The organism is Carnobacterium mobile DSM 4848, from assembly GCF_000744825.1.
In the GTDB taxonomy this organism is placed as follows: domain Bacteria; phylum Bacillota; class Bacilli; order Lactobacillales; family Carnobacteriaceae; genus Carnobacterium_A; species Carnobacterium_A mobile.
In genome coordinates, this window is the sequence record NZ_JQMR01000003.1 from 1 (window position 1) to 20,486 (window position 20,486).

30 protein-coding genes and 1 pseudogene are annotated in these 20,486 nt (G+C 32.1%); 29 read left to right on the forward strand and 2 right to left on the reverse strand.

Annotated features, from left to right (window positions below):
- The first annotated feature begins 181 nt into the window (after positions 1-181).
- From BR87_RS12135 to BR87_RS12175, 9 genes are all read left to right on the forward strand, one after another.
- On the forward strand, positions 182-1,195 hold the full coding sequence (locus BR87_RS12135) for an AAA family ATPase (protein ID WP_051929929.1): 1,014 nt from the start codon (positions 182-184) through the stop codon (positions 1,193-1,195).
- Between the two features lie 12 nt (positions 1,196-1,207).
- On the forward strand, positions 1,208-2,446 hold the full coding sequence (locus BR87_RS12140) for an LlaJI family restriction endonuclease (protein ID WP_035033459.1): 1,239 nt from the start codon (positions 1,208-1,210) through the stop codon (positions 2,444-2,446).
- 459 nt (positions 2,447-2,905) lie between these two features.
- Positions 2,906-3,277, forward strand: a complete 372-nt coding sequence (locus tag BR87_RS12150; RefSeq protein WP_035033434.1) for a MobC family plasmid mobilization relaxosome protein — start codon at positions 2,906-2,908, stop codon at positions 3,275-3,277.
- On the forward strand, positions 3,259-3,471 hold the full coding sequence (locus BR87_RS12155) for a hypothetical protein (protein WP_035033476.1): 213 nt from the start codon (positions 3,259-3,261) through the stop codon (positions 3,469-3,471). Before BR87_RS12150 ends, BR87_RS12155 begins: the two co-directional genes overlap by 19 nt.
- Before the next feature lie 2 nt (positions 3,472-3,473).
- Positions 3,474-4,616: a relaxase/mobilization nuclease domain-containing protein gene (locus BR87_RS12160; protein ID WP_035033466.1), complete on the forward strand. Its 1,143-nt coding sequence runs from the start codon at positions 3,474-3,476 to the stop codon at positions 4,614-4,616.
- Positions 4,600-4,755 (forward strand): hypothetical protein, encoded by a 156-nt coding sequence (locus BR87_RS13115; RefSeq protein WP_169741149.1) that lies wholly within the window; start codon positions 4,600-4,602, stop codon positions 4,753-4,755. The genes BR87_RS12160 and BR87_RS13115 overlap by 17 nt, the downstream gene beginning before the upstream one ends.
- A gap of 549 nt (positions 4,756-5,304) precedes the next feature.
- Positions 5,305-6,462: a RepB family plasmid replication initiator protein gene (locus BR87_RS12165; RefSeq protein WP_244877085.1), complete on the forward strand. Its 1,158-nt coding sequence runs from the start codon at positions 5,305-5,307 to the stop codon at positions 6,460-6,462.
- Positions 6,463-6,591: 129 nt separating this feature from the next.
- Positions 6,592-7,017 carry a DUF536 domain-containing protein gene (locus BR87_RS12170; RefSeq protein WP_035033439.1) on the forward strand — a complete coding sequence of 142 codons (426 nt, stop codon included), beginning with the start codon at positions 6,592-6,594 and terminating at the stop codon, positions 7,015-7,017.
- Positions 7,018-7,069: 52 nt separating this feature from the next.
- On the forward strand, positions 7,070-7,375 hold the full coding sequence (locus BR87_RS12175; RefSeq protein WP_035033442.1) for an HU family DNA-binding protein: 306 nt from the start codon (positions 7,070-7,072) through the stop codon (positions 7,373-7,375).
- Between the two features lie 23 nt (positions 7,376-7,398).
- On the opposite strand, the gene BR87_RS12180 is transcribed toward BR87_RS12175, so the two are convergent.
- Complete coding sequence (locus BR87_RS12180; protein ID WP_035033479.1) at positions 7,399-7,950, reverse strand: tyrosine-type recombinase/integrase; 552 nt, start codon at positions 7,948-7,950, stop codon at positions 7,399-7,401.
- Positions 7,951-8,146: 196 nt separating this feature from the next.
- Between BR87_RS12180 and BR87_RS12185 the strand changes: the two genes are divergently transcribed.
- The 18 genes and pseudogenes from BR87_RS12185 to BR87_RS12265 all read left to right on the forward strand — a co-directional run bounded on the left by BR87_RS12185 (position 8,147) and on the right by BR87_RS12265 (position 19,267).
- Complete coding sequence (locus tag BR87_RS12185) at positions 8,147-8,362, forward strand: PIN domain-containing protein (protein WP_035033482.1); 216 nt, start codon at positions 8,147-8,149, stop codon at positions 8,360-8,362.
- A gap of 144 nt (positions 8,363-8,506) precedes the next feature.
- The gene (locus tag BR87_RS12190) at positions 8,507-8,686 is read left to right on the forward strand and encodes a hypothetical protein (RefSeq protein WP_169741150.1); all 180 of its coding nucleotides are present in this window, start codon (positions 8,507-8,509) and stop codon (positions 8,684-8,686) included.
- 71 nt (positions 8,687-8,757) lie between these two features.
- Complete coding sequence (locus tag BR87_RS12195; RefSeq protein ID WP_035033487.1) at positions 8,758-8,955, forward strand: hypothetical protein; 198 nt, start codon at positions 8,758-8,760, stop codon at positions 8,953-8,955.
- Positions 8,956-9,244: 289 nt separating this feature from the next.
- Positions 9,245-9,574: a DNA adenine methylase gene (locus BR87_RS13575; RefSeq protein WP_280512263.1), complete on the forward strand. Its 330-nt coding sequence runs from the start codon at positions 9,245-9,247 to the stop codon at positions 9,572-9,574.
- A 46-nt stretch (positions 9,575-9,620) separates the two neighbouring features.
- Positions 9,621-10,058, forward strand: coding sequence for a DNA adenine methylase (locus tag BR87_RS13580; RefSeq protein WP_280512266.1), 438 nt, complete (start codon positions 9,621-9,623; stop codon positions 10,056-10,058).
- Between the two features lie 516 nt (positions 10,059-10,574).
- A complete protein-coding gene (locus tag BR87_RS12915) occupies positions 10,575-11,069 on the forward strand; it encodes a DNA adenine methylase (RefSeq protein ID WP_084683645.1) in 495 nt (164 codons plus the stop codon).
- Positions 11,070-11,132: 63 nt separating this feature from the next.
- Positions 11,133-11,837 carry a hypothetical protein gene (locus tag BR87_RS12215; RefSeq protein ID WP_035033494.1) on the forward strand — a complete coding sequence of 235 codons (705 nt, stop codon included), beginning with the start codon at positions 11,133-11,135 and terminating at the stop codon, positions 11,835-11,837.
- An 83-nt stretch (positions 11,838-11,920) separates the two neighbouring features.
- The gene (locus tag BR87_RS13120; RefSeq protein WP_156959148.1) at positions 11,921-12,094 is read left to right on the forward strand and encodes a hypothetical protein; all 174 of its coding nucleotides are present in this window, start codon (positions 11,921-11,923) and stop codon (positions 12,092-12,094) included.
- Positions 12,091-12,426, forward strand: a complete 336-nt coding sequence (locus tag BR87_RS13265; RefSeq protein ID WP_035033497.1) for a 5-methylcytosine-specific restriction endonuclease subunit McrB — start codon at positions 12,091-12,093, stop codon at positions 12,424-12,426. The genes BR87_RS13120 and BR87_RS13265 overlap by 4 nt, the downstream gene beginning before the upstream one ends.
- Positions 12,427-12,739: 313 nt before the next feature.
- Complete coding sequence (locus tag BR87_RS13270; protein ID WP_035033500.1) at positions 12,740-13,102, forward strand: hypothetical protein; 363 nt, start codon at positions 12,740-12,742, stop codon at positions 13,100-13,102.
- 12 nt (positions 13,103-13,114) lie between these two features.
- Positions 13,115-13,852, forward strand: a complete 738-nt coding sequence (locus BR87_RS12230) for an LlaJI family restriction endonuclease (RefSeq protein ID WP_035033502.1) — start codon at positions 13,115-13,117, stop codon at positions 13,850-13,852.
- A 952-nt stretch (positions 13,853-14,804) separates the two neighbouring features.
- Positions 14,805-15,176 carry a MobC family plasmid mobilization relaxosome protein gene (locus tag BR87_RS12240; protein WP_035033434.1) on the forward strand — a complete coding sequence of 124 codons (372 nt, stop codon included), beginning with the start codon at positions 14,805-14,807 and terminating at the stop codon, positions 15,174-15,176.
- A gap of 66 nt (positions 15,177-15,242) precedes the next feature.
- Positions 15,243-15,368 carry a hypothetical protein gene (locus BR87_RS13585; RefSeq protein WP_280512256.1) on the forward strand — a complete coding sequence of 42 codons (126 nt, stop codon included), beginning with the start codon at positions 15,243-15,245 and terminating at the stop codon, positions 15,366-15,368.
- Positions 15,369-15,487: 119 nt separating this feature from the next.
- A pseudogene (locus tag BR87_RS13705) lies at positions 15,488-15,948 on the forward strand (relaxase/mobilization nuclease domain-containing protein).
- Positions 15,870-16,628 (forward strand): relaxase family protein, encoded by a 759-nt coding sequence (locus BR87_RS13710; protein ID WP_425304609.1) that lies wholly within the window; start codon positions 15,870-15,872, stop codon positions 16,626-16,628. The pseudogene BR87_RS13705 and the gene BR87_RS13710 overlap by 79 nt, the downstream one beginning before the upstream one ends.
- Before the next feature lie 568 nt (positions 16,629-17,196).
- Positions 17,197-18,354 carry a RepB family plasmid replication initiator protein gene (locus BR87_RS12255; protein WP_244877085.1) on the forward strand — a complete coding sequence of 386 codons (1,158 nt, stop codon included), beginning with the start codon at positions 17,197-17,199 and terminating at the stop codon, positions 18,352-18,354.
- Positions 18,355-18,483: 129 nt separating this feature from the next.
- Positions 18,484-18,909, forward strand: a complete 426-nt coding sequence (locus BR87_RS12260) for a DUF536 domain-containing protein (RefSeq protein ID WP_035033439.1) — start codon at positions 18,484-18,486, stop codon at positions 18,907-18,909.
- Positions 18,910-18,961: 52 nt separating this feature from the next.
- Entirely contained in the window at positions 18,962-19,267 is a 306-nt protein-coding gene (locus tag BR87_RS12265; protein WP_035033442.1) for an HU family DNA-binding protein, read from the forward strand.
- A 23-nt stretch (positions 19,268-19,290) separates the two neighbouring features.
- Here the strand turns inward: BR87_RS12265 and BR87_RS12270 are convergent, their stop codons facing one another.
- Positions 19,291-19,842, reverse strand: a complete 552-nt coding sequence (locus BR87_RS12270; RefSeq protein WP_035033479.1) for a tyrosine-type recombinase/integrase — start codon at positions 19,840-19,842, stop codon at positions 19,291-19,293.
- Between the two features lie 197 nt (positions 19,843-20,039).
- Here BR87_RS12270 and BR87_RS12275 point away from each other — a divergent pair, with 197 nt between their 5' ends.
- Positions 20,040-20,255: a hypothetical protein gene (locus BR87_RS12275; protein ID WP_035033419.1), complete on the forward strand. Its 216-nt coding sequence runs from the start codon at positions 20,040-20,042 to the stop codon at positions 20,253-20,255.
- Positions 20,256-20,263: 8 nt separating this feature from the next.
- On the forward strand, positions 20,264-20,486 hold a 223-nt coding region (locus BR87_RS12280), incomplete at its 3' end, for a hypothetical protein (protein ID WP_035033509.1).

The following is a 20,486-nucleotide window of genomic DNA, read 5'->3' on the forward strand; positions in this document are numbered from 1 at the left end:
AAAAGCCACTTATGTTAAATATATTATCTATTTTTATAGTAGGTTTAAAAAAAGGCTATACTGTAGATATCCATGAAGTTGTAAATTTTTTCGATAATCATCCTATAGAAGGAAAAAAAGGAATTAGGATAATGGATTTATTATCTTTTTAGGAAAAACATGATAGAGGTGTAGATAACTTATGAGTAACTATGAACAAATAATATATTTTGGAGCTCCTGGGACTGGAAAAAGTCACCATGTAGAAAATAATTTAATTAACCAAGGAATTAGTGAGCACAAAATATTTAGAACAACTATACATCCTGAGTATTCTTACTCGGATTTTATTGGTCAGCTCCTTCCTTATACAGATCCAAGCGATTCTAGTAAAGTAAGATATACTTTTAAAAAAGGAGTATTTACTGAGGCTATGGTTGAAGCATATAGTGATAGCACTAAAAGAGTTTATCTTATCTTAGAAGAGTTATCTAGAGGAAATGTATCTGCAATTTTTGGGGATATTTTTCAGCTACTAGATAGAAATATCCACTTTGAGAGTAAGTATTCAATTGTAAATAAAGATATTGCAAACGAAATTATTGCTTTTCCAGGAGACCGAATAAAAATACCTTCCAATCTTAATATTATTGGGACAGTTAATACTAATGACCAAAGTGTTTTCCCTATGGATACTGCCTTTAAAAGAAGGTTTGATTGGAGATATATCTCTTCAGATCCAGCAAAAGATGAACATGGTTCTAGAATTAAAAAGCTTAATAATCCTAAATTGTTTATTCCAATTGATGCTAACAGAAGCAATGATATAGAAACCAATTGGCAATCATTTTATATGGTTCTGAATGATTACATTACTGACAAACAATTAGGGCTAGGAAAAAATGAAGATAAACAAGTAGGTCAATTTTTCATACAATTTAGCAGTGAATTAATTGATAAATCTTACTCTTCTAGTTCAGTAGAAGAACAAGAAGCTAGAGAAATTATCAATAATAAAATTCGAAGTAAATTACTTCTTTATCTATGGCAAGATGTGGAATCAAACATAGGTTTTACTTCCAATAAAAAGTTGTTTTCAACTGAAACAACTAGTTTTGATACATTATATTCTACTTATAAAAATCATAGAGTCTATAGTCAAAATTTTATCGAATTTTTCACTATAAAAGGGTATAATAATTACCCTGAAATTTAAGGAGATAAAGACGTGAGACATTTTTTCCATGATGGAGATACAGTAACATTATCGGACGATTATTTGTTTAGTCAGGAAGATTGGATAATTGACTATGATAGAAATGAGAACAATGAGATTTTAAATTCTTCTGGATCTAAAGTTTTAAAATTTGTAGGTATTATAATTAATCAAGACAACCAAGACGTCGTTATATCGTTCCCTAAAAAGTACAGAGTCACCGATATTGAAAAAGATACTGAATTAATTTTACAAGTTTTGATTAAAGACTACTCGGAAAATATTGGTGAAAAACAAGTCGAATCAAACTACCCTTTTGCTTCTTTCTTTTACGTGTATGATTTTTTTAAAGATTACGGATTAATCTATACGAATAAAGTATTTAATAAAGCTAATGTAGGTGGAAAGATAAATTGGGATTATACTATTAAAAATTCTATGAAATTTATATCTAATGGTAGCCTTATACATATCCCACTTTATTTCAAAAAAAAGCATCCTTTTTCAGATTTTCTAACGGAATGCATAATCTATTGTATCGATTATACATTAGACAAATTCCAAATGATTATAAAATTAGAAAAAACAGGTCATAAATTTCCTGAATATAATTTTTTTCAAGACAAAAAATATGTATTAGACCGTTTATATAGCATAAGAAATAATACATTTAGTGATTTAATGCTAAACTTAATTGATGAATTGATTAAGTTTTTTAGTACATTTGACGCTCAAGGAAATATATATATAAAGAATCACTACTTTAGTTCTGTTTGGGAAAAAATGGTCGAAAAATATCTTACAGTAAATTTCGAATCTTACAATGTTGCAAGCAATAGTTTAGAATTTAAGAAAAATATTCATAAAGTAGAGTTTAAAAAAGAAGTTTTTCGTCCTAATGAAAGGAATGAAAATAATTCTTTTTCTCCAGATCATTACTATTTTAGCAATAATAAACAATATATTTTTGATGCAAAATATTATAATAATTTTAAAGGAATTGACTATAAACAGATATCTTACTTAGCATTTCTATATAATTATAGGCATCATGAAGGACAAATATCTCCAAGTTTTGAAAAAACTTATTCCGCCCTAATCTTACCTGGTGAAAAAAGAAATCATAAAGTACATTTTAAAATGAAACCGAAGTATAATAAAGAGATGAAAAATATAATTATAGTAGAAGAATATTTAGATATTAAAGAAGTAATAAAATGCTACTTAAATAAAGATTTTAGTATCCAATAGAGGATAATACTTTATATTTTAATTTCTATAGTTTTATTTATTATTGTTAGTTTAATATTTCTGACGCAATAAAAAGAGAAACAGCCGCTAAAAGTAAGCGGCTGTTTCTTTGGATATGCTCCTCTTTTTTCGGTTGTTGGTCCGAAAAAAGAGGAGCATAAAGAGCAAAATTTTCGACAGCAACGACGAAAAAAAACGGCTTGATCTTGCCAAAAAAAAAGACCAAAATGGACACATTTCAGGTCTCTTTTTTGGCTCAAAACGGCCACGTTTTGACCGGGTTTTCCAGGGGGATTGGGGGAGCAGCGCGTCCCCCAACAAGGTCGTTTGCGCCACGAAGTGGCTAGCAAACATAGAGCTTGCCAAACCCCTTAAACCAATCGTAACACTGGAAACCGCAAGTGTTTTAGTGGTACGATTGGTTCTGAACACACGTGAAGAAAAACAGGGGGTGGGACGATGAGCGATCGAGAGATTTTTGAGGAGAATTTTGCTGAGAGGAAACCGAAGCGAAAAGATCCGAAACAAATCAGCTTTCGAGTGAGCGAAACCGAATTTGAAAAGTTGCAGCGCTCCGCTGAAAGTTTGCAAATGAGTGTGCCGGCTTTTGTTAAAAGCAAGGCACAAGGGGCTAAGCTCGTAACGCCGAAAGTTGATCGGCCAGGTGCGATTGAAATCGCCAAGCAATTACGAGCAATCGGCAACAATGTAAACCAGATGGCACGCGTGACGAATGCCACAGAATTGGATCCGGCAGCAGCGGCCAACCTAACGGCTGAACTACAAAAGGTACGAAAGGAATTAAATCAGATATGGGAAAAGTTAACGTAAACAACAAATTGCCATGGCTCAAACTGTTCTTATTATTTTTTATAATTATTTTTATTGGACGAATCATGATGGATTATGTTTATGGCGATCCAATTGATTTAGGCAAACGATTTCTCGATGCGCTCTTTACTACAGCAACATTTACATTTTTGAATGCTCTATTTGGTCAAACAGAAAAAAAGAAAGGAAAATAGCTATGGCTACTATTAAATTAGCGCGCAGCACCAGCTGTTCACGCTGCATTAATTACGCTGAACCGCGCGCAACCGTAAAAAGCGGCTTAAATTGTGACGTCGATTACGCCAAGACTCAAATGAAAGCCACACGTATGATCTACGGAAAAGACGACAAGGTCCAAGCACATACCCTTATTCAATCATTTAAGCCGGGTGAGGTCACGCCTGAGCAAGCAAATGAACTTGGGTACGAATTAGCCCGAAAAATCGCTGGCGGTCACCAAGTGGCGATTTACACCCATACCGATAAAGACCACGTGCACAATCATATCGTAATCAATAGCGTCAATATGGATACCGGCTTGAAATTTCAAGCCCATGGAGTAGCAGCGATTGAAGAAGTGAAACAATTGAATGACGCCATTTGTTTGAATCACGGCTTAACCGTTCCAGAAGAAAAAGCCAACATTCGCTACACTGCCGCAGAAAAAGGTATTTTAGAACGCCCTGGCCAAACCAGTTGGAAAGATGAAATCAGAGAAAAAATCGACCAAACCAAACAAACCGCCAGCACTTTTGACGAATTTAAAGAACAACTAGAAAAAAGTGGTGTACAGGTGATTGAACGAGGAAAAACCGTTACGTATCAGCATATCAATGAAAATAAAAAAGTCCGCGCCAAAAAATTAGGCGAAGACTACGAAAAGGAGACCCTTATCCATGGCTTTGAAAGACACCTTGAACCAACAGAAAACAGAAATGAACCTTCAACCACCGAATCAAGAGCAGTTGACGCAGGATATCCAGCACTTGATCCAAGTATTGACCGAGATCCGGAACTACAGCGGAGCGACGCTGCAACAGAAAAGCTTGGAAAAAGCCAATCTGGAGAACAATTTACAGGAGATTCAAGACGTGACCCATTCAGTCCTGAACAGCTTCAACAGCACCTTGAAAAACTTAGAAACCACACAGACCAACTTCAACGAGACAGCTCAAAAGCAGTCCGAAGAGTCCTTGACCCAATTGAAAAAGATCTTAAGCAACCTCTTAACGAAAAACAAAACCGAGATCGAGAAGATCCAGCACGAAATGAACCAGAACAACCAACAATTAAGCGAGATCAACCAAACCATAACCGAGACCATGGACCAAGTCTTTAAACAGTTGAACGCTGAAATCAAGCGAACAAACCAAAAATTAACCGCTAGAACGGTGTTAACCAATTTATATGCCAGTGTTCCAACAGGAATTGTAGTGGTCGCTTTAATGTGGTTACTGAATCATTTTAATTTTTGGTGATTTTTTAGAGAATTGCTTTAAATACCTTCTATAAGCGAAGTAAAGCTCCGTTTAAGACATTTAATTATTCTTTCTTTGTATTTATACGTTTTTTGAACAGAATGGTAATAAAGGCTGTTTTTTTGAGCTTTAAGATACACAATGGTTCTATCCGTCGAGCGATAGTCGAGATACAAATCCTTGCAGACGGGGTTGATCTTTTTAAATTATCTTCATCTTGCATAGCAAGATTTCATTTATGTTATTTTAATCTGTACAGTACTATTCTTTGTTAGGTTAATTATAACGAACTTATTATATTTATCTTTAATACTTTGTCTTTTGAACCTTTTGGGATTAAAAAAAAGCTTTGATAGCAGTGCTTACAGCGATTAAACAACGAGGGAAAACTGTGCATTAAACGAGGAAAAACTGTGCATTAAACGAGGAAAAACTGTGCATTAAACGAAAAAGTTTTATTTTATTCGTCTTTTAGTGTATTATAAAAAATATATATAATTTTACTATTTAAATTAAGTTTTTCTCTTAAAAAGCCAGGAGGATTGTTTTATGCAAAATTCGAATCATGATATGTCTCATAGAGTGATACATATGGAAGATTTATATCGTCAAAAAACAGTAGAACATAATGACTTAGTGACTAGTGTAGCTAAAATGGATAAAGTTCCTTTAAAGTTTTTTGAGTTAGCAGTATCTTGCTTGGATACTGAGAATACTCCTAAAAATAATACAGTTTTTTTATCGAAAAAAACTCTCTTTTCTTTTTTTAAAGCAGAAGATAACGATAAACATGCTCGGTTCAAAAAGGCTTTAACTACATTACATAGACAGTCTATTTTTGAGGTTCGAGAAGTAAATGCAAAAGGTAAATTAAACTTTAAAATTATATCTCCTATATCCAGTAGCGAATGGAACGATTATGATGATATTGTAGCAATTAAATTTACAGAAGATATTATGCCCTATTTGATTGATTTAAAACGCAATTTCACCCAATATTTGATTACTGATCTTATGGAGTTAAATAGCAAATATAGTATCATTCTATATAAATGGTTTTCTATGAATTACAATCAATATGAAACTTATAAAGACACAATGAAACGTACTAAAAATCAGATTATTCAAATGAAAAATCCTTACATTGAAATTCAAGAATTACGTCGAATGACAAATACAGTGAGTGAATATGAAAGGATATTTGATTTTGAAAAAAATATATTGAAATTAGCTTTAGGGGAAGTAAATAAATACACACATTTTACTGTCACTTATGAAAAAGTGAAAAAAGGACGTTCCATTGCTGGTATTCAGTTTTATATTGATAAAAAAACCGTAAAAAATTCTCTGCCCTACAAAGAGAATGATCTGGAGTATATAAAAGATAAAGCACAACAGGAACAAGAACAGCAAGATCTTTTTAATAAGGCTATACAGAATAAATATACGACGTTATTAGGAGAAAACTTGTTGATAGGATTTCGAGATATGCAGGATATTCCCAAAATGGCTAATCTACAAAAACAAGTTTATCCTCTTTATGACGATTTAAAAAAATTAAGAGGGGTGAATGGTGTTAAAGATCACATTAATTATGTAGCTACCCATAAAGATGGAGCAGAACCTCAAATGCAAAATATAGTTAAATATCTTAAACGCTCAATCGAGCAATATCTGAAAATAGTAAAAATTCAAAATATAGACTAAAAATAAAAAAAGTTGAAATTATTAACAAATAATTTCAACTTTTTTTATGCTATCATGTAAGATAGCATATAGATAGCGTGCAAGATAGCATAATTTTATTAGAAAGATATCAGAAAGCGGTGAATATTTTTGTCTAATAATCGTGTACAAATAATTGTAAGAACTACAACAGAAGAGAAGGAAAAGATAAAAGAAATAGCGAAATTAAAAAATAAGTCTATGAACCAATTAATTATAGATAGCGTAATTGATAGCGCTAATGATAGCGCTAAAGATAGCGAGAATGATACTGTTGAAGATCGCTCTGTTATTGCGATTTTCAACAGTCAATTAGAAAATAAGGACAAGCAAATTGATAAACTACAAAATCTACTTGATCAGCAGCAACAATTATCGCTTCAATCAAATAAACAAATGGAACAATTGCAGCTGCAATTATCTAATGAAACCGCAGAAGATTTAACTCGCTCAGTTAGTAATCAATTAGTTAATGATGAAGACGTTCGTGAAACAACTGAAAAGAAGGGTTTTTTTAGTAAGATTTTCAAAAAGTAAATCTATTAGTTAGAGAGACTGTATAAAACAATAGAAAAGGAGATAGATTAAAATGAACAGGCATGATTTTGTTCGGTTGATTGCTGCAAACGAGGATGTAACCATTGATGACGCAACGGAAATGGTTAATAGTGTCTTAAAGGGAATAGAAGACGCTTTAAAGAAAGAACAATCTCTTAGGTTTATCGGTTTTGGTAAGTTTGATATTGTTCAGCGCTCTGCCAGAAAAGGAAGAAACCCAAAAACTGGAGAGGAAATACTTATTCCTGCCAAACGAAGAATAATTTTTAAACCTGGAAAACAGTTGGAAGAAAATGTGTTAGGCTATTCTAAACCAAATAAAAAATCAAAGAAATAAGCCTTTCAATATTTTGATTTAAGCTAGAATCCTAATCTAAAGTTCAACAAAGTCTCGCTAATTTCATCTTCATTGATTCCAATATAACGCTTTGTAATTTTTTCGCTGCTGTGACCGAAGATTTCCATGAGTGTGGCCACGTCTTTTGTTTTCTTGTAGTAATGATACCCAAACGTCTTCCGCAGCGTGTGCGTGCCGATATCGTCTCTTCCCAAGAGCTTAGCCACCTTCTGAAACATCTGGTAGACTGTGTTGACTTCTAAATGGCCGCCTTTGGTGCTCGGAAACAAATCATCCTCCGGATCCAAATCGTTTGTATACTCTTGGATCAAATCTTGCAGACTGCTTAAATACAAAATACGGGTTTTCCCAGTTTTTTGTTCTACGATTCGGGGGTTTTTAGACGAAAGAATGTCTTTTTTCTTCAATTTGACAATATCGGACATGCGCAAACCGCTGTTAATCCCGATCAAAAATAAAAAAACGTCGCGTTCGGCGTTTATATTGCGCCTCAAACAGAATAAAAAGTCGTTGATTTCTTGCTGGGTTCTTAAGGGTTGGACGTTATAACTCATTGAAATGATCTCTCCTCTCACAAAACAGATACCTGATTACAGTTAGTATACCACGAAATCATGTATTGAGGGGCGATATAAAAAAAGAACCCTATGGGGATAGGATTCTGGATACACGATTTTACGCAATTTCATGTATTAATTGATATATATATATTTATATTGCTCATTATAAATATAAAAAAGGAGGCTTTTTTTGAAAAATTGGGATTATGCTGAATTAAGCAAAGATGCTAGCAATCATGGCGGTCCAGAAAAATATGTAAATTACTTGATGAATATCTCTGAAAAAAAAGGCTTAGAAAAGGGGATTGCAGCTGGTGTAGCTATAACAACTTTAACGGAATTGGAATTATTTTATGGTAGTGCTAAATTAAAGAGTTACATGAAAAATAGAAAAACGGAAAAATAAAATCATCAGTGATTAAAGATAAGTTGATTGAAGAGTTGCAAATTGACACTGAAGAAATGAGTTTAAGTTGATGAAAAAATATGGTATAGAAATTTATGGAAAAGATAATACTATTGCCGGAAACAGTCGATCTAATTGGGCAGAATGGTTAACAGTGAAGAAGAAAGAAATAAAAAATATCAATTTTACACAACAAAAAGAACCATTAGTCCTAACGATATGCTAATTGAAATGGAAATTGCTTCATCACCCTATATTGGTGGCGATGAAAAATTAACACGAATATATACAAAAATCGAGAAAGATATTCAAATTTTTATTTAGTTGACAAAAACGCCTATATTATTTATAGTGTACTTATAGGTACGTTATAAATATTAGGAGCGTGTTAAAAGATGAGTAGAAACCGAGTGTTTGTCCCAGTTATTACAACATTAATGTCAGCAGACCCTTTTATTCATGGAGACGATAATAACATCCAGTATAAAATATCTTATGGTCATGAACTTGAAAATCAGAACCTTGTTTTTAAAATTCAAATGGTCGGTAATGGCTACATAAAAGGTAGACAAGCTCCTTCCATATTCCGATAAAGATTTTGACCAAATAGTAAAAATTAAAGAGATTTAAGAATTGAATATAAGAAAATGGATCATCGTTTAAGAGATATTGAATTAAGTGAAGAAGAAGTAAAGCAAACGTATAGAGAATTTGTAAAGCAAAAGCTAAGGTAATTACCCTAGCTTTTGCTTTCTTGTATCCCATATTTCAGGTGTTGATTCAACTAAAAATAATGATAATAAAGAGTATTTTTTAATGGAAATTGATTAATAAAGTAAAAGGTGGTTAATTTGTGAGATTTTTAGGTAATAAGCAACAGTTGTGCCGTTTATTGAAGAAGTTATAAATAAGTACAATATAGAAGGTGAAACTTTTGCTGATTTATTTGCAGGAGCAGGTTCAGTAGGAGACTATTTTAAGGGAAATTATACTATTTTATCAAATGATTATTTATACTTTTCTAAAGTAGTAAACGATGCAAAATTGTTAAACAATGAAATTCCAAAATTTGATAGATTCAAAACCAAATTTCAATGTTCACCTTTTGAATGGTTTAATAATAAAGAATACAAATCCAAGGTGCATTTTTTTGTATATAACAATTATTCTCCCGTAGGAGAAAGAATGTATTTACTGAAGAGAACGCGATAAAGATTGATGGAATAAGAATTGATATGGAGAGCTCTATAAAGATAATATTTTAGAGTATAATGAATATTCATTTTTACTAGCTTCACTTTTAGAATCGGTCACAAAAGTTTCAAACACTTCTGGAACTTATCAAGCGTACTTTAAATTTTGGGAATCTCGTTCTAGTAAACTATTAGTTCTTAGACCACTAGAAATGACAGAAACATTGTCAGTTAATAAAAATAATATAGTCTACAATAAGAATACGAATCAATTAGTGAGAGAAATTTCAGGAGATATTGCCTATATCGATCCACCCTATACAACAACTCAATATGTTAATTCATATCATGTTCTAGAAACAATAGCTAAGTATGACTATCCAGAAGTATTTGGCATAACTGGTAGAAGGAAGAAAAGAGAATTTTCAGGATATTCTAATAATAAATTAGCTCTATATGAGTTTGAAGATCTATTTCGACAAATGATTTTGAGCATATATTAGTTAGTTATAGTAATCAATCAATTGTTCCAATTGAAGAAATAATTGAATTAGCAAGAAAATTTGCTGTTGATAATATAGTTCATGTAGAAAGTAATGAGTATCGTGAATATTCAACTAATAATTTAAGTTATAAAAGAAAAGGAAATAAATTGAAAGAGTACATTATTTATTTCAGAAAAAACAGAGGTAATATTAAATCACCTCTAAATTATTCAGGGAGTAAAGATGTTTTATTACCTTCTATTTTTAAAGAACTGCCTAAACATGTAGGAACATTTGTAGACATGATGGGTGTGGCGCTTTCAATGTGGGGGCTAATGTTTTCGCTATTGATAAAGTAATTTATAATGAATTCAATCCTTTCATCTTTGATATTATAGATATGCTTTTATCTAATGATAAAGTGTCTTTAGTAAAAGAGATACAAGAGACCGTTAATCAATATAGTTTAGAAAAAAAGAATAAAGAGAATTATATTAATTTTCGAAATATTTATAATAACTTAAAAAAAACTCCATTAAACTTATTTATTCTTCAAATGTATTCTTTCAAAATATAATTAGATTTAATAGTAAACACCAAATGAATACACCTACAGGAAATAATGAATTCAATGAAGGCTCAATTCAAAGAATCAAAAATTTTAATGTTAAATCCACTTCTTTTGAATTAATTAATGGTAATTACTTAGACTTAGATCCAACTATGTATCCAAAAGATACTATTTTTTATTTTGACCCTCCTTACTTTATAACAAATTCTGAATATATAGATGGAAAAAGAGGAATGAACGGCTGGGATTCAAATCAAGAAACTGAATTATTACAATATATCTCAAAATTAAATGATTTAGGATATAAATTCATGCTCTCTAATGTATTAGAACATCGCGGTAAGATGAATAATATTTTAATAGAATGGATCGATACCCATGATTTTGAAGTAGTTGATATTGGTCGTACAGGAATCAAATTTCCTAGATATGAAGTCTTGATTAAAAATTTTGACTAAAGATGACTAAAAAAAGCAACAACCACTATTTATTTTAATGCTTGTATATGAGGAGGAAAAATATTGCGGATACTCAATTTAAATAACTCTTTGCAAAATGGAAGTAGGCTACCTGAGAAATTTTTAAATATTAATGATTCAACTTTATTAGGTAGTACACCAGATGAAATCATATCTGCTGTGGAAGCAAAAATAATGAAAAAAATAAATTCATTTAATAACAAGTTGAATATTTCAAAAATAGAATACGGTAATCAAACAATTATTCCAGGTGTACAAAGGACCCTCTATTCATCTTATATCTTTGATAGAATAAAAATTTCTGAAGATGAAAGAGATTACTATTTGCAGAGAAGTTATATTGTAAATGTTATTCATGATCAATTATATGCTGAAAAAATGATTGCTTACGTTCTTTTTATCAAACTCTATACAAGAAGACGTAATACAACAACTACTCAGCAAATTTTCCCTACTCTAGCTGACTATATATCTCATTTTTTATCCTCTCCATCTTTTGGCTATGCTAATCTCCCTATATATTATTTAAATATTATTAATGAAACAATTACGTCTAAAGTAATGCAAAGACGATTGATAGAGGTTGAGCAGCTTGGCATATATACCATTGATGTTTTTGATAAAAATCATGAATTATATAGCAACGATTATACTAATTTTTCTTGGTTTACGAACTATTTTTTAACTCCTGATTCCGGTAAATTTGTAGGTGAGCATTTGAGATTGATGTTAATACTAGATATATAAAGTTACTTGACAATAAACTAAGCGGAACAATAGTTTCAAATAATGGTCATTACTCTTTCAAGGGCAGTCAGGAAAAGCCACTTATGTTAAATATATTATCTATTTTTATAGTAGGTTTAAAAAAAGGCTATACTGTAGATATCCATGAAGTTGTAAATTTTTTCGATAATCATCCTATAGAAGGAAAAAAAGGAATTAGGATAATGGATTTATTATCTTTTATGGAAAAACATGATAGAGGTGTAGATAACTTATGAGTAACTATGAACAAATAATATATTTTGGAGCTCCTGGGACTGGAAAAAGTCACCATGTAGAAAATAATTTAATTAACCAAGGAATTAGTGAGCACAAAATATTTAGAACAACTATACATCCTGAGTATTCTTACTCGGATTTTATTGGTCAGCTCCTTCCTTATACAGATCCAAGCGATTCTAGTAAAGTAAGATATACTTTTAAAAAAGGAGTATTTACTGAGGCTATGGTTGAAGCATATAGTGATAGCACTAAAAGAGTTTATCTTATCTTAGAAGAGTTATCTAGAGGAAATGTATCTGCAATTTTTGGGGATATTTTCAGCTACTAGATAGAAATATCCACTTTGAGAGTAAGTATTCAATTGTAAATAAAGATATTGCAAAACGAAATTATTGCTTTCCAGGAGACCGAATAAAAATACCTTCCAATCTTAATATTATTGGGACAGTTAATACTAATGACCAAAGTGTTTTCCCTATGGATACTGCTTTAAAAGAAGGTTTGATTGGAGATATATCTCTTCAGATCCAGCAAAAGATGAACATGGTTCTAGAATTAAAAAGCTTAATAATCCTAAATTGTTTATTCCAATTGATGCTAACAGAAGCAATGATATAGAAACCAATTGGCAATCATTTTATATGGTTCTGAATGATTACATTACTGACAAACAATTAGGGCTAGGAAAAAATGAAGATAAACAAGTAGGTCAATTTTTCATACAATTTAGCAGTGAATTAATTGATAAATCTTACTCTTCTAGTTCAGTAGAAGAACAAGAAGCTAGAGAAATTATCAATAATAAAATTCGAAGTAAATTACTTCTTTATCTATGGCAAGATGTGGAATCAAACATAGGTTTTACTTCCAATAAAAAGTTGTTTTCAACTGAAACAACTAGTTTTGATACATTATATTCTACTTATAAAAATCATAGAGTCTATAGTCAAAATTTTATCGAATTTTTCACTATAAAAGGGTATAATAATTACCCTGAAATTTAAGGAGATAAAGACGTGAGACATTTTTTCCATGATGGAGATACAGTAACATTATCGGACGATTATTTGTTTAGTCAGGAAGATTGGATAATTGACTATGATAGAAATGAGAACAATGAGATTTTAAATTCTTCTGGATCTAAAGTTTTAAAATTTGTAGGTATTATAATTAATCAAGACAACCAAGACGTCGTTATATCGTTCCCTAAAAAGTACAGAGTCACCGATATTGAAAAAGATACTGAATTAATTTTACAAGTTTTGATTAAAGACTACTCGGAAAATATTGGTGAAAAACAAGTCGAATCAAACTACCCTTTTGCTTCTTTCTTTTACGTGTATGATTTTTTTAAAGATTACGGATTAATCTATACGAATAAAGTATTTAATAAAGCTAATGTAGGTGGAAAGATAAATTGGGATTATACTATTAAAAATTCTATGAAATTTATATCTAATGGTAGCCTTATACATATCCCACTTTATTTCAAAAAAAAGCATCCTTTTTCAGATTTTCTAACGGAATGCATAATCTATTGTATCGATTATACATTAGACAAATTCCAAATGATTATAAAATTAGAAAAAACAGGTCATAAATTTCCTGAATATAATTTTTTTCAAGACAAAAAATATGTATTAGACCGTTTATATAGCATAAGAAATAATACATTTAGTGATTTAATGCTAAACTTAATTGATGAATTGATTAAGTTTTTAGTACATTTGACGCTCAAGGAAATATATATATAAAGAATCACTACTTTAGTTCTGTTTGGGAAAAATGGTCGAAAAATATCTTACAGTAAATTTCGAATCTTACAATGTTGCAAGCAATAGTTTAGAATTTAAGAAAAATATTCATAAAGTAGAGTTTAAAAAAGAAGTTTTCGTCCTAATGAAAGGAATGAAAATAATTCTTTTCTCCAGATCATTACTATTTTAGCAATAATAAACAATATATTTTTGATGCAAAATATTATAATAATTTAAAGGAATTGACTATAAACAGATATCTTACTTAGCATTTCTATATAATTATAGGCATCATGAAGGACAAATATCTCCAAGTTTTGAAAAAACTTATTCCGCCCTAATCTTACCTGGTGAAAAAAGAAATCATAAAGTACATTTTAAAATGAAACCGAAGTATAATAAAGAGATGAAAAATATAATTATAGTAGAAGAATATTTAGATATTAAAGAAGTAATAAAATGCTACTTAAATAAAGATTTTAGTATCCAATAGAGGATAATACTTTATATTTTAATTTCTATAGTTTTATTTATTATTGTTAGTTTAATATTTCTGACGCAATAAAAAGAGAAACAGCCGCTAAAAGTAAGCGGCTGTTTCTTTGGATATGCTCCTCTTTTTTCGGTTGTTGGTCCGAAAAAGAGGAGCATAAAGAGCAAAATTTTCGACAGCAACGACGAAAAAAACGGCTTGATCTTGCCAAAAAAAAAGACCAAAATGGACACATTTCAGGTCTCTTTTTTGGCTCAAAACGGCCACGTTTTGACCGGGTTTTCCAGGGGGATTGGGGGAGCAGCGCGTCCCCAACAAGGTCGTTTGCGCCACGAAGTGGCTAGCAAACATAGAGCTTGCCAAACCCCTTAAACCAATCGTAACACTGGAAACCGCAAGTGTTTTAGTGGTACGATTGGTTCTGAACACACGTGAAGAAAAACAGGGGGTGGGACGATGAGCGATCGAGAGATTTTTGAGGAGAATTTTGCTGAGAGGAAACCGAAGCGAAAAGATCCGAAACAAATCAGCTTTCGAGTGAGCGAAACCGAATTTGAAAAGTTGCAGCGCTCCGCTGAAAGTTTGCAAATGAGTGTGCCGGCTTTTGTTAAAAGCAAGGCACAAGGGGCTAAGCTCGTAACGCCGAAAGTTGATCGGCCAGGTGCGATTGAAATCGCCAAGCAATTACGAGCAATCGGCAACAATGTAAACCAGATGGCACGCGTGACGAATGCCACAGAATTGGATCCGGCAGCAGCGGCCAACCTAACGGCTGAACTACAAAAGGTACGAAAGGAATTAAATCAGATATGGGAAAAGTTAACGTAACAACAAATTGCCATGGCTCAAACTGTTCTTATTATTTTTTATAATTATTTTTATGGACGAATCATGATGGATTATGTTTATGGCGATCCAATTGATTTAGGCAAACGATTTCTCGATGCGCTCTTTACTACAGCAACATTTACATTTTTGAATGCTCTATTTGGTCAAACAGAAAAAAAGAAAGGAAAATAGCTATGGCTACTATTAAATTAGCGCGCAGCACCAGCTGTTCACGCTGCATTAATTACGCTGAACCGCGCGCAACCGTAAAAAGCGGCTTAAATTGTGACGTCGATTACGCCAAGACTCAAATGAAAGCCACACGTATGATCTACGGAAAAGACGACAAGGTCCAAGCACATACCCTTATTCAATCATTTAAGCCGGGTGAGGTCACGCCTGAGCAAGCAAATGACTTGGGTACGAATTAGCCCGAAAAATCGCTGGCGGTCACCAAGTGGCGATTTACACCCATACCGATAAAGACCACGTGCACAATCATATCGTAATCAATAGCGTCAATATGGATACCGGCTTGAAATTTCAAGCCCATGGAGTAGCAGCGATTGAAGAAGTGAAACAATTGAATGACGCCATTTGTTTGAATCACGGCTTAACCGTTCCAGAAGAAAAAGCCAACATTCGCTACACTGCCGCAGAAAAAGGTATTTTAGAACGCCCTGGCCAAACCAGTTGGAAGATGAAATCAGAGAAAAAATCGACCAAACCAAACAAACCGCCAGCACTTTTGACGAATTTAAAGAACAACTAGAAAAAAGTGGTGTACAGGTGATTGAACGAGGAAAAACCGTTACGTATCAGCATATCAATGAAAATAAAAAAGTCCGCGCCAAAAAATTAGGCGAAGACTACGAAAAGGAGACCCTTATCCATGGCTTTGAAAGACACCTTGAACCAACAGAAAACAGAAATGAACCTTCAACCACCGAATCAAGAGCAGTTGACGCAGGATATCCAGCACTTGATCCAAGTATTGACCGAGATCCGGAACTACAGCGGAGCGACGCTGCAACAGAAAAGCTTGGAAAAAGCCAATCTGGAGAACAATTTACAGGAGATTCAAGACGTGACCCATTCAGTCCTGAACAGCTTCAACAGCACCTTGAAAAACTTAGAAACCACACAGACCAACTTCAACGAGACAGCTCAAAAGCAGTCCGAAGAGTCCTTGACCCAATTGAAAAAGATCTTAAGCAACCTCTTAACGAAAAACAAAACCGAGATCGAGAAGATCCAGCACGAAATGAACCAGAACAACCAACAATTAAGCGAGATCAACCAAACCATACCGAGACCATGGACCAAGTCTTTAAACAGTTGAACGCTGAAATCAAGCGAACAAACCAAAAATTAACCGCTAGAACGGTGTTAACCAATTTATATGCCAGTGTTCCAACAGGAATTGTAGTGGTCGCTTTAATGTGGTACTGAATCATTTTAATTTTGGTGATTTTTTAGAGAATTGCTTTAAATACCTTCTATAAGCGAAGTAAAGCTCCGTTTAAGACATTTAATTATTCTTTCTTTGTATTTATACGTTTTTTGAACAGAATGGTAATAAAGGCTGTTTTTTTGAGCTTTAAGATACACAATGGTTCTATCCGTCGAGCGATAGTCGAGATACAAATCCTTGCAGACGGGGTTGATCTTTTTAAATTATCTTCATCTTGCATAGCAAGATTTCATTTATGTTATTTTAATCTGTACAGTACTATTCTTTGTTAGGTTAATTATAACGAACTTATTATATTTATCTTTAATACTTTGTCTTTTGAACCTTTTGGGATTAAAAAAAAGCTTTGATAGCAGTGCTTACAGCGATTAAACAACGAGGGAAAACTGTGCATTAAACGAGGAAAAACTGTGCATTAAACGAGGAAAAACTGTGCATTAAACGAAAAAGTTTATTTTATTCGTCTTTTAGTGTATTATAAAAAAATATATATAATTTTACTATTTAAATTAAGTTTTTCTCTTAAAAAGCCAGGAGGATTGTTTTATGCAAAATTCGAATCATGATATGTCTCATAGAGTGATACATATGGAAGATTTATATCGTCAAAAAACAGTAGAACATAATGACTTAGTGACTAGTGTAGCTAAAATGGATAAAGTTCCTTTAAAGTTTTTTGAGTTAGCAGTATCTTGCTTGGATACTGAGAATACTCCTAAAAATAATACAGTTTTTTTATCGAAAAAAACTCTCTTTTCTTTTTTTAAAGCAGAAGATAACGATAAACATGCTCGGTTCAAAAAGGCTTTAACTACATTACATAGACAGTCTATTTTTGAGGTTCGAGAAGTAAATGCAAAAGGTAAATTAAACTTTAAAATTATATCTCCTATATCCAGTAGCGAATGGAACGATTATGATGATATTGTAGCAATTAAATTTACAGAAGATATTATGCCCTATTTGATTGATTTAAAACGCAATTTCACCCAATATTTGATTACTGATCTTATGGAGTTAAATAGCAAATATAGTATCATTCTATATAAATGGTTTTCTATGAATTACAATCAATATGAAACTTATAAAGACACAATGAAACGTACTAAAAATCAGATTATTCAAATGAAAAATCCTTACATTGAAATTCAAGAATTACGTCGAATGACAAATACAGTGAGTGAATATGAAAGGATATTTGATTTTGAAAAAAATATATTGAAATTAGCTTTAGGGGAAGTAAATAAATACACACATTTTACTGTCACTTATGAAAAAGTGAAAAAAGGACGTTCCATTGCTGGTATTCAGTTTTATATTGATAAAAAAACCGTAAAAAATTCTCTGCCCTACAAAGAGAATGATCTGGAGTATATAAAAGATAAAGCACAACAGGAACAAGAACAGCAAGATCTTTTTAATAAGGCTATACAGAATAAATATACGACGTTATTAGGAGAAAACTTGTTGATAGGATTTCGAGATATGCAGGATATTCCCAAAATGGCTAATCTACAAAAACAAGTTTATCCTCTTTATGACGATTTAAAAAAATTAAGAGGGGTGAATGGTGTTAAAGATCACATTAATTATGTAGCTACCCATAAAGATGGAGCAGAACCTCAAATGCAAAATATAGTTAAATATCTTAAACGCTCAATCGAGCAATATCTGAAAATAGTAAAAATTCAAAATATAGACTAAAAATAAAAAAAGTTGAAATTATTAACAAATAATTTCAACTTTTTTTATGCTATCATGTAAGATAGCATATAGATAGCGTGCAAGATAGCATAATTTTATTAGAAAGATATCAGAAAGCGGTGAATATTTTTGTCTAATAATCGTGTACAAATAATTGTAAGAACTACAACAGAAGAGAAGGAAAAGATAAAAGAAATAGCGAAATTAAAAAATAAGTCTATGAACCAATTAATTATAGATAGCGTAATTGATAGCGCTAATGATAGCGCTAAAGATAGCGAGAATGATACTGTTGAAGATCGCTCTGTTATTGCGATTTTCAACAGTCAATTAGAAAATAAGGACAAGCAAATTGATAAACTACAAAATCTACTTGATCAGCAGCAACAATTATCGCTTCAATCAAATAAACAAATGGAACAATTGCAGCTGCAATTATCTAATGAAACCGCAGAAGATTTAACTCGCTCAGTTAGTAATCAATTAGTTAATGATGAAGACGTTCGTGAAACAACTGAAAAGAAAGGTTTTTTTAGTAAGATTTTCAAAAAGTAAATCTATTAGTTAGAGAGACTGTATAAAACAATAGAAAAGGAGATAGATTAAAATGAACAGGCATGATTTTGTTCGGTTGATTGCTGCAAACGAGGATGTAACCATTGATGACGCAACGGAAATGGTTAATAGTGTCTTAAAGGGAATAGAAGACGCTTTAAAGAAAGAACAATCTCTTAGGTTTATCGGTTTTGGTAAGTTTGATATTGTTCAGCGCTCTGCCAGAAAAGGAAGAAACCCAAAAACTGGAGAGGAAATACTTATTCCTGCCAAACGAAGAATAATTTTTAAACCTGGAAAACAGTTGGAAGAAAATGTGTTAGGCTATTCTAAACCAAATAAAAAATCAAAGAAATAAGCCTTTCAATATTTTGATTTAAGCTAGAATCCTAATCTAAAGTTCAACAAAGTCTCGCTAATTTCATCTTCATTGATTCCAATATAACGCTTTGTAATTTTTTCGCTGCTGTGACCGAAGATTTCCATGAGTGTGGCCACGTCTTTTGTTTTCTTGTAGTAATGATACCCAAACGTCTTCCGCAGCGTGTGCGTGCCGATATCGTCTCTTCCCAAGAGCTTAGCCACCTTCTGAAACATCTGGTAGACTGTGTTGACTTCTAAATGGCCGCCTTTGGTGCTCGGAAACAAATCATCCTCCGGATCCAAATCGTTTGTATACTCTTGGATCAAATCTTGCAGACTGCTTAAATACAAAATACGGGTTTTCCCAGTTTTTTGTTCTACGATTCGGGGGTTTTTAGACGAAAGAATGTCTTTTTTCTTCAATTTGACAATATCGGACATGCGCAAACCGCTGTTAATCCCGATCAAAAATAAAAAAACGTCGCGTTCGGCGTTTATATTGCGCCTCAAACAGAATAAAAAGTCGTTGATTTCTTGCTGGGTTCTTAAGGGTTGGACGTTATAACTCATTGAAATGATCTCTCCTCTCACAAAACAGATACCTGATTACAGTTAGTATACCACGAAATCATGTATTGAGGGGCGATATAAAAAAAGAACCCTATGGGGATAGGATTCTGGATACACGATTTTACGCAATTTCATGTATTAATTGATATATATAATTTTATATTGCTCATTATAAATATAAAAAAGGAGGCTTTTTTTTGAAAAATTGGGATTATGCTGAATTAAGCAAAGATGCTAGCAATCATGGCGGTCCAGAAAAATATGTAAATTACTTGATGAATATCTCTGAAAAAAAAGGCTTAGAAAAGGGGATTGCAGCTGGTGTAGCTATAACAACTTTAACGGGAATTGGAATTATTTATGGTAGTGCTAAATTAAAGAGTTACATGAAAAATAGAAAAACGAAAAAATAAAATCATCAGTGATTAAAGATAAGTTGATTGAAGAGTTGCAAATTGACACTGAAGAAAATGAGTTTAAGTTGATGAAAAAATATGGTATAGAAATTTATGGAAAAGATAATACTATTGCCGGAAACAGTCGATCTAATTGGGCAGAATGGTTTAACAGTGAAGAAGAAAGAAATAAAAAATATCAATTTTACACAACAAAAAGAACCATTAGTCCTAACGATATGCTAATTG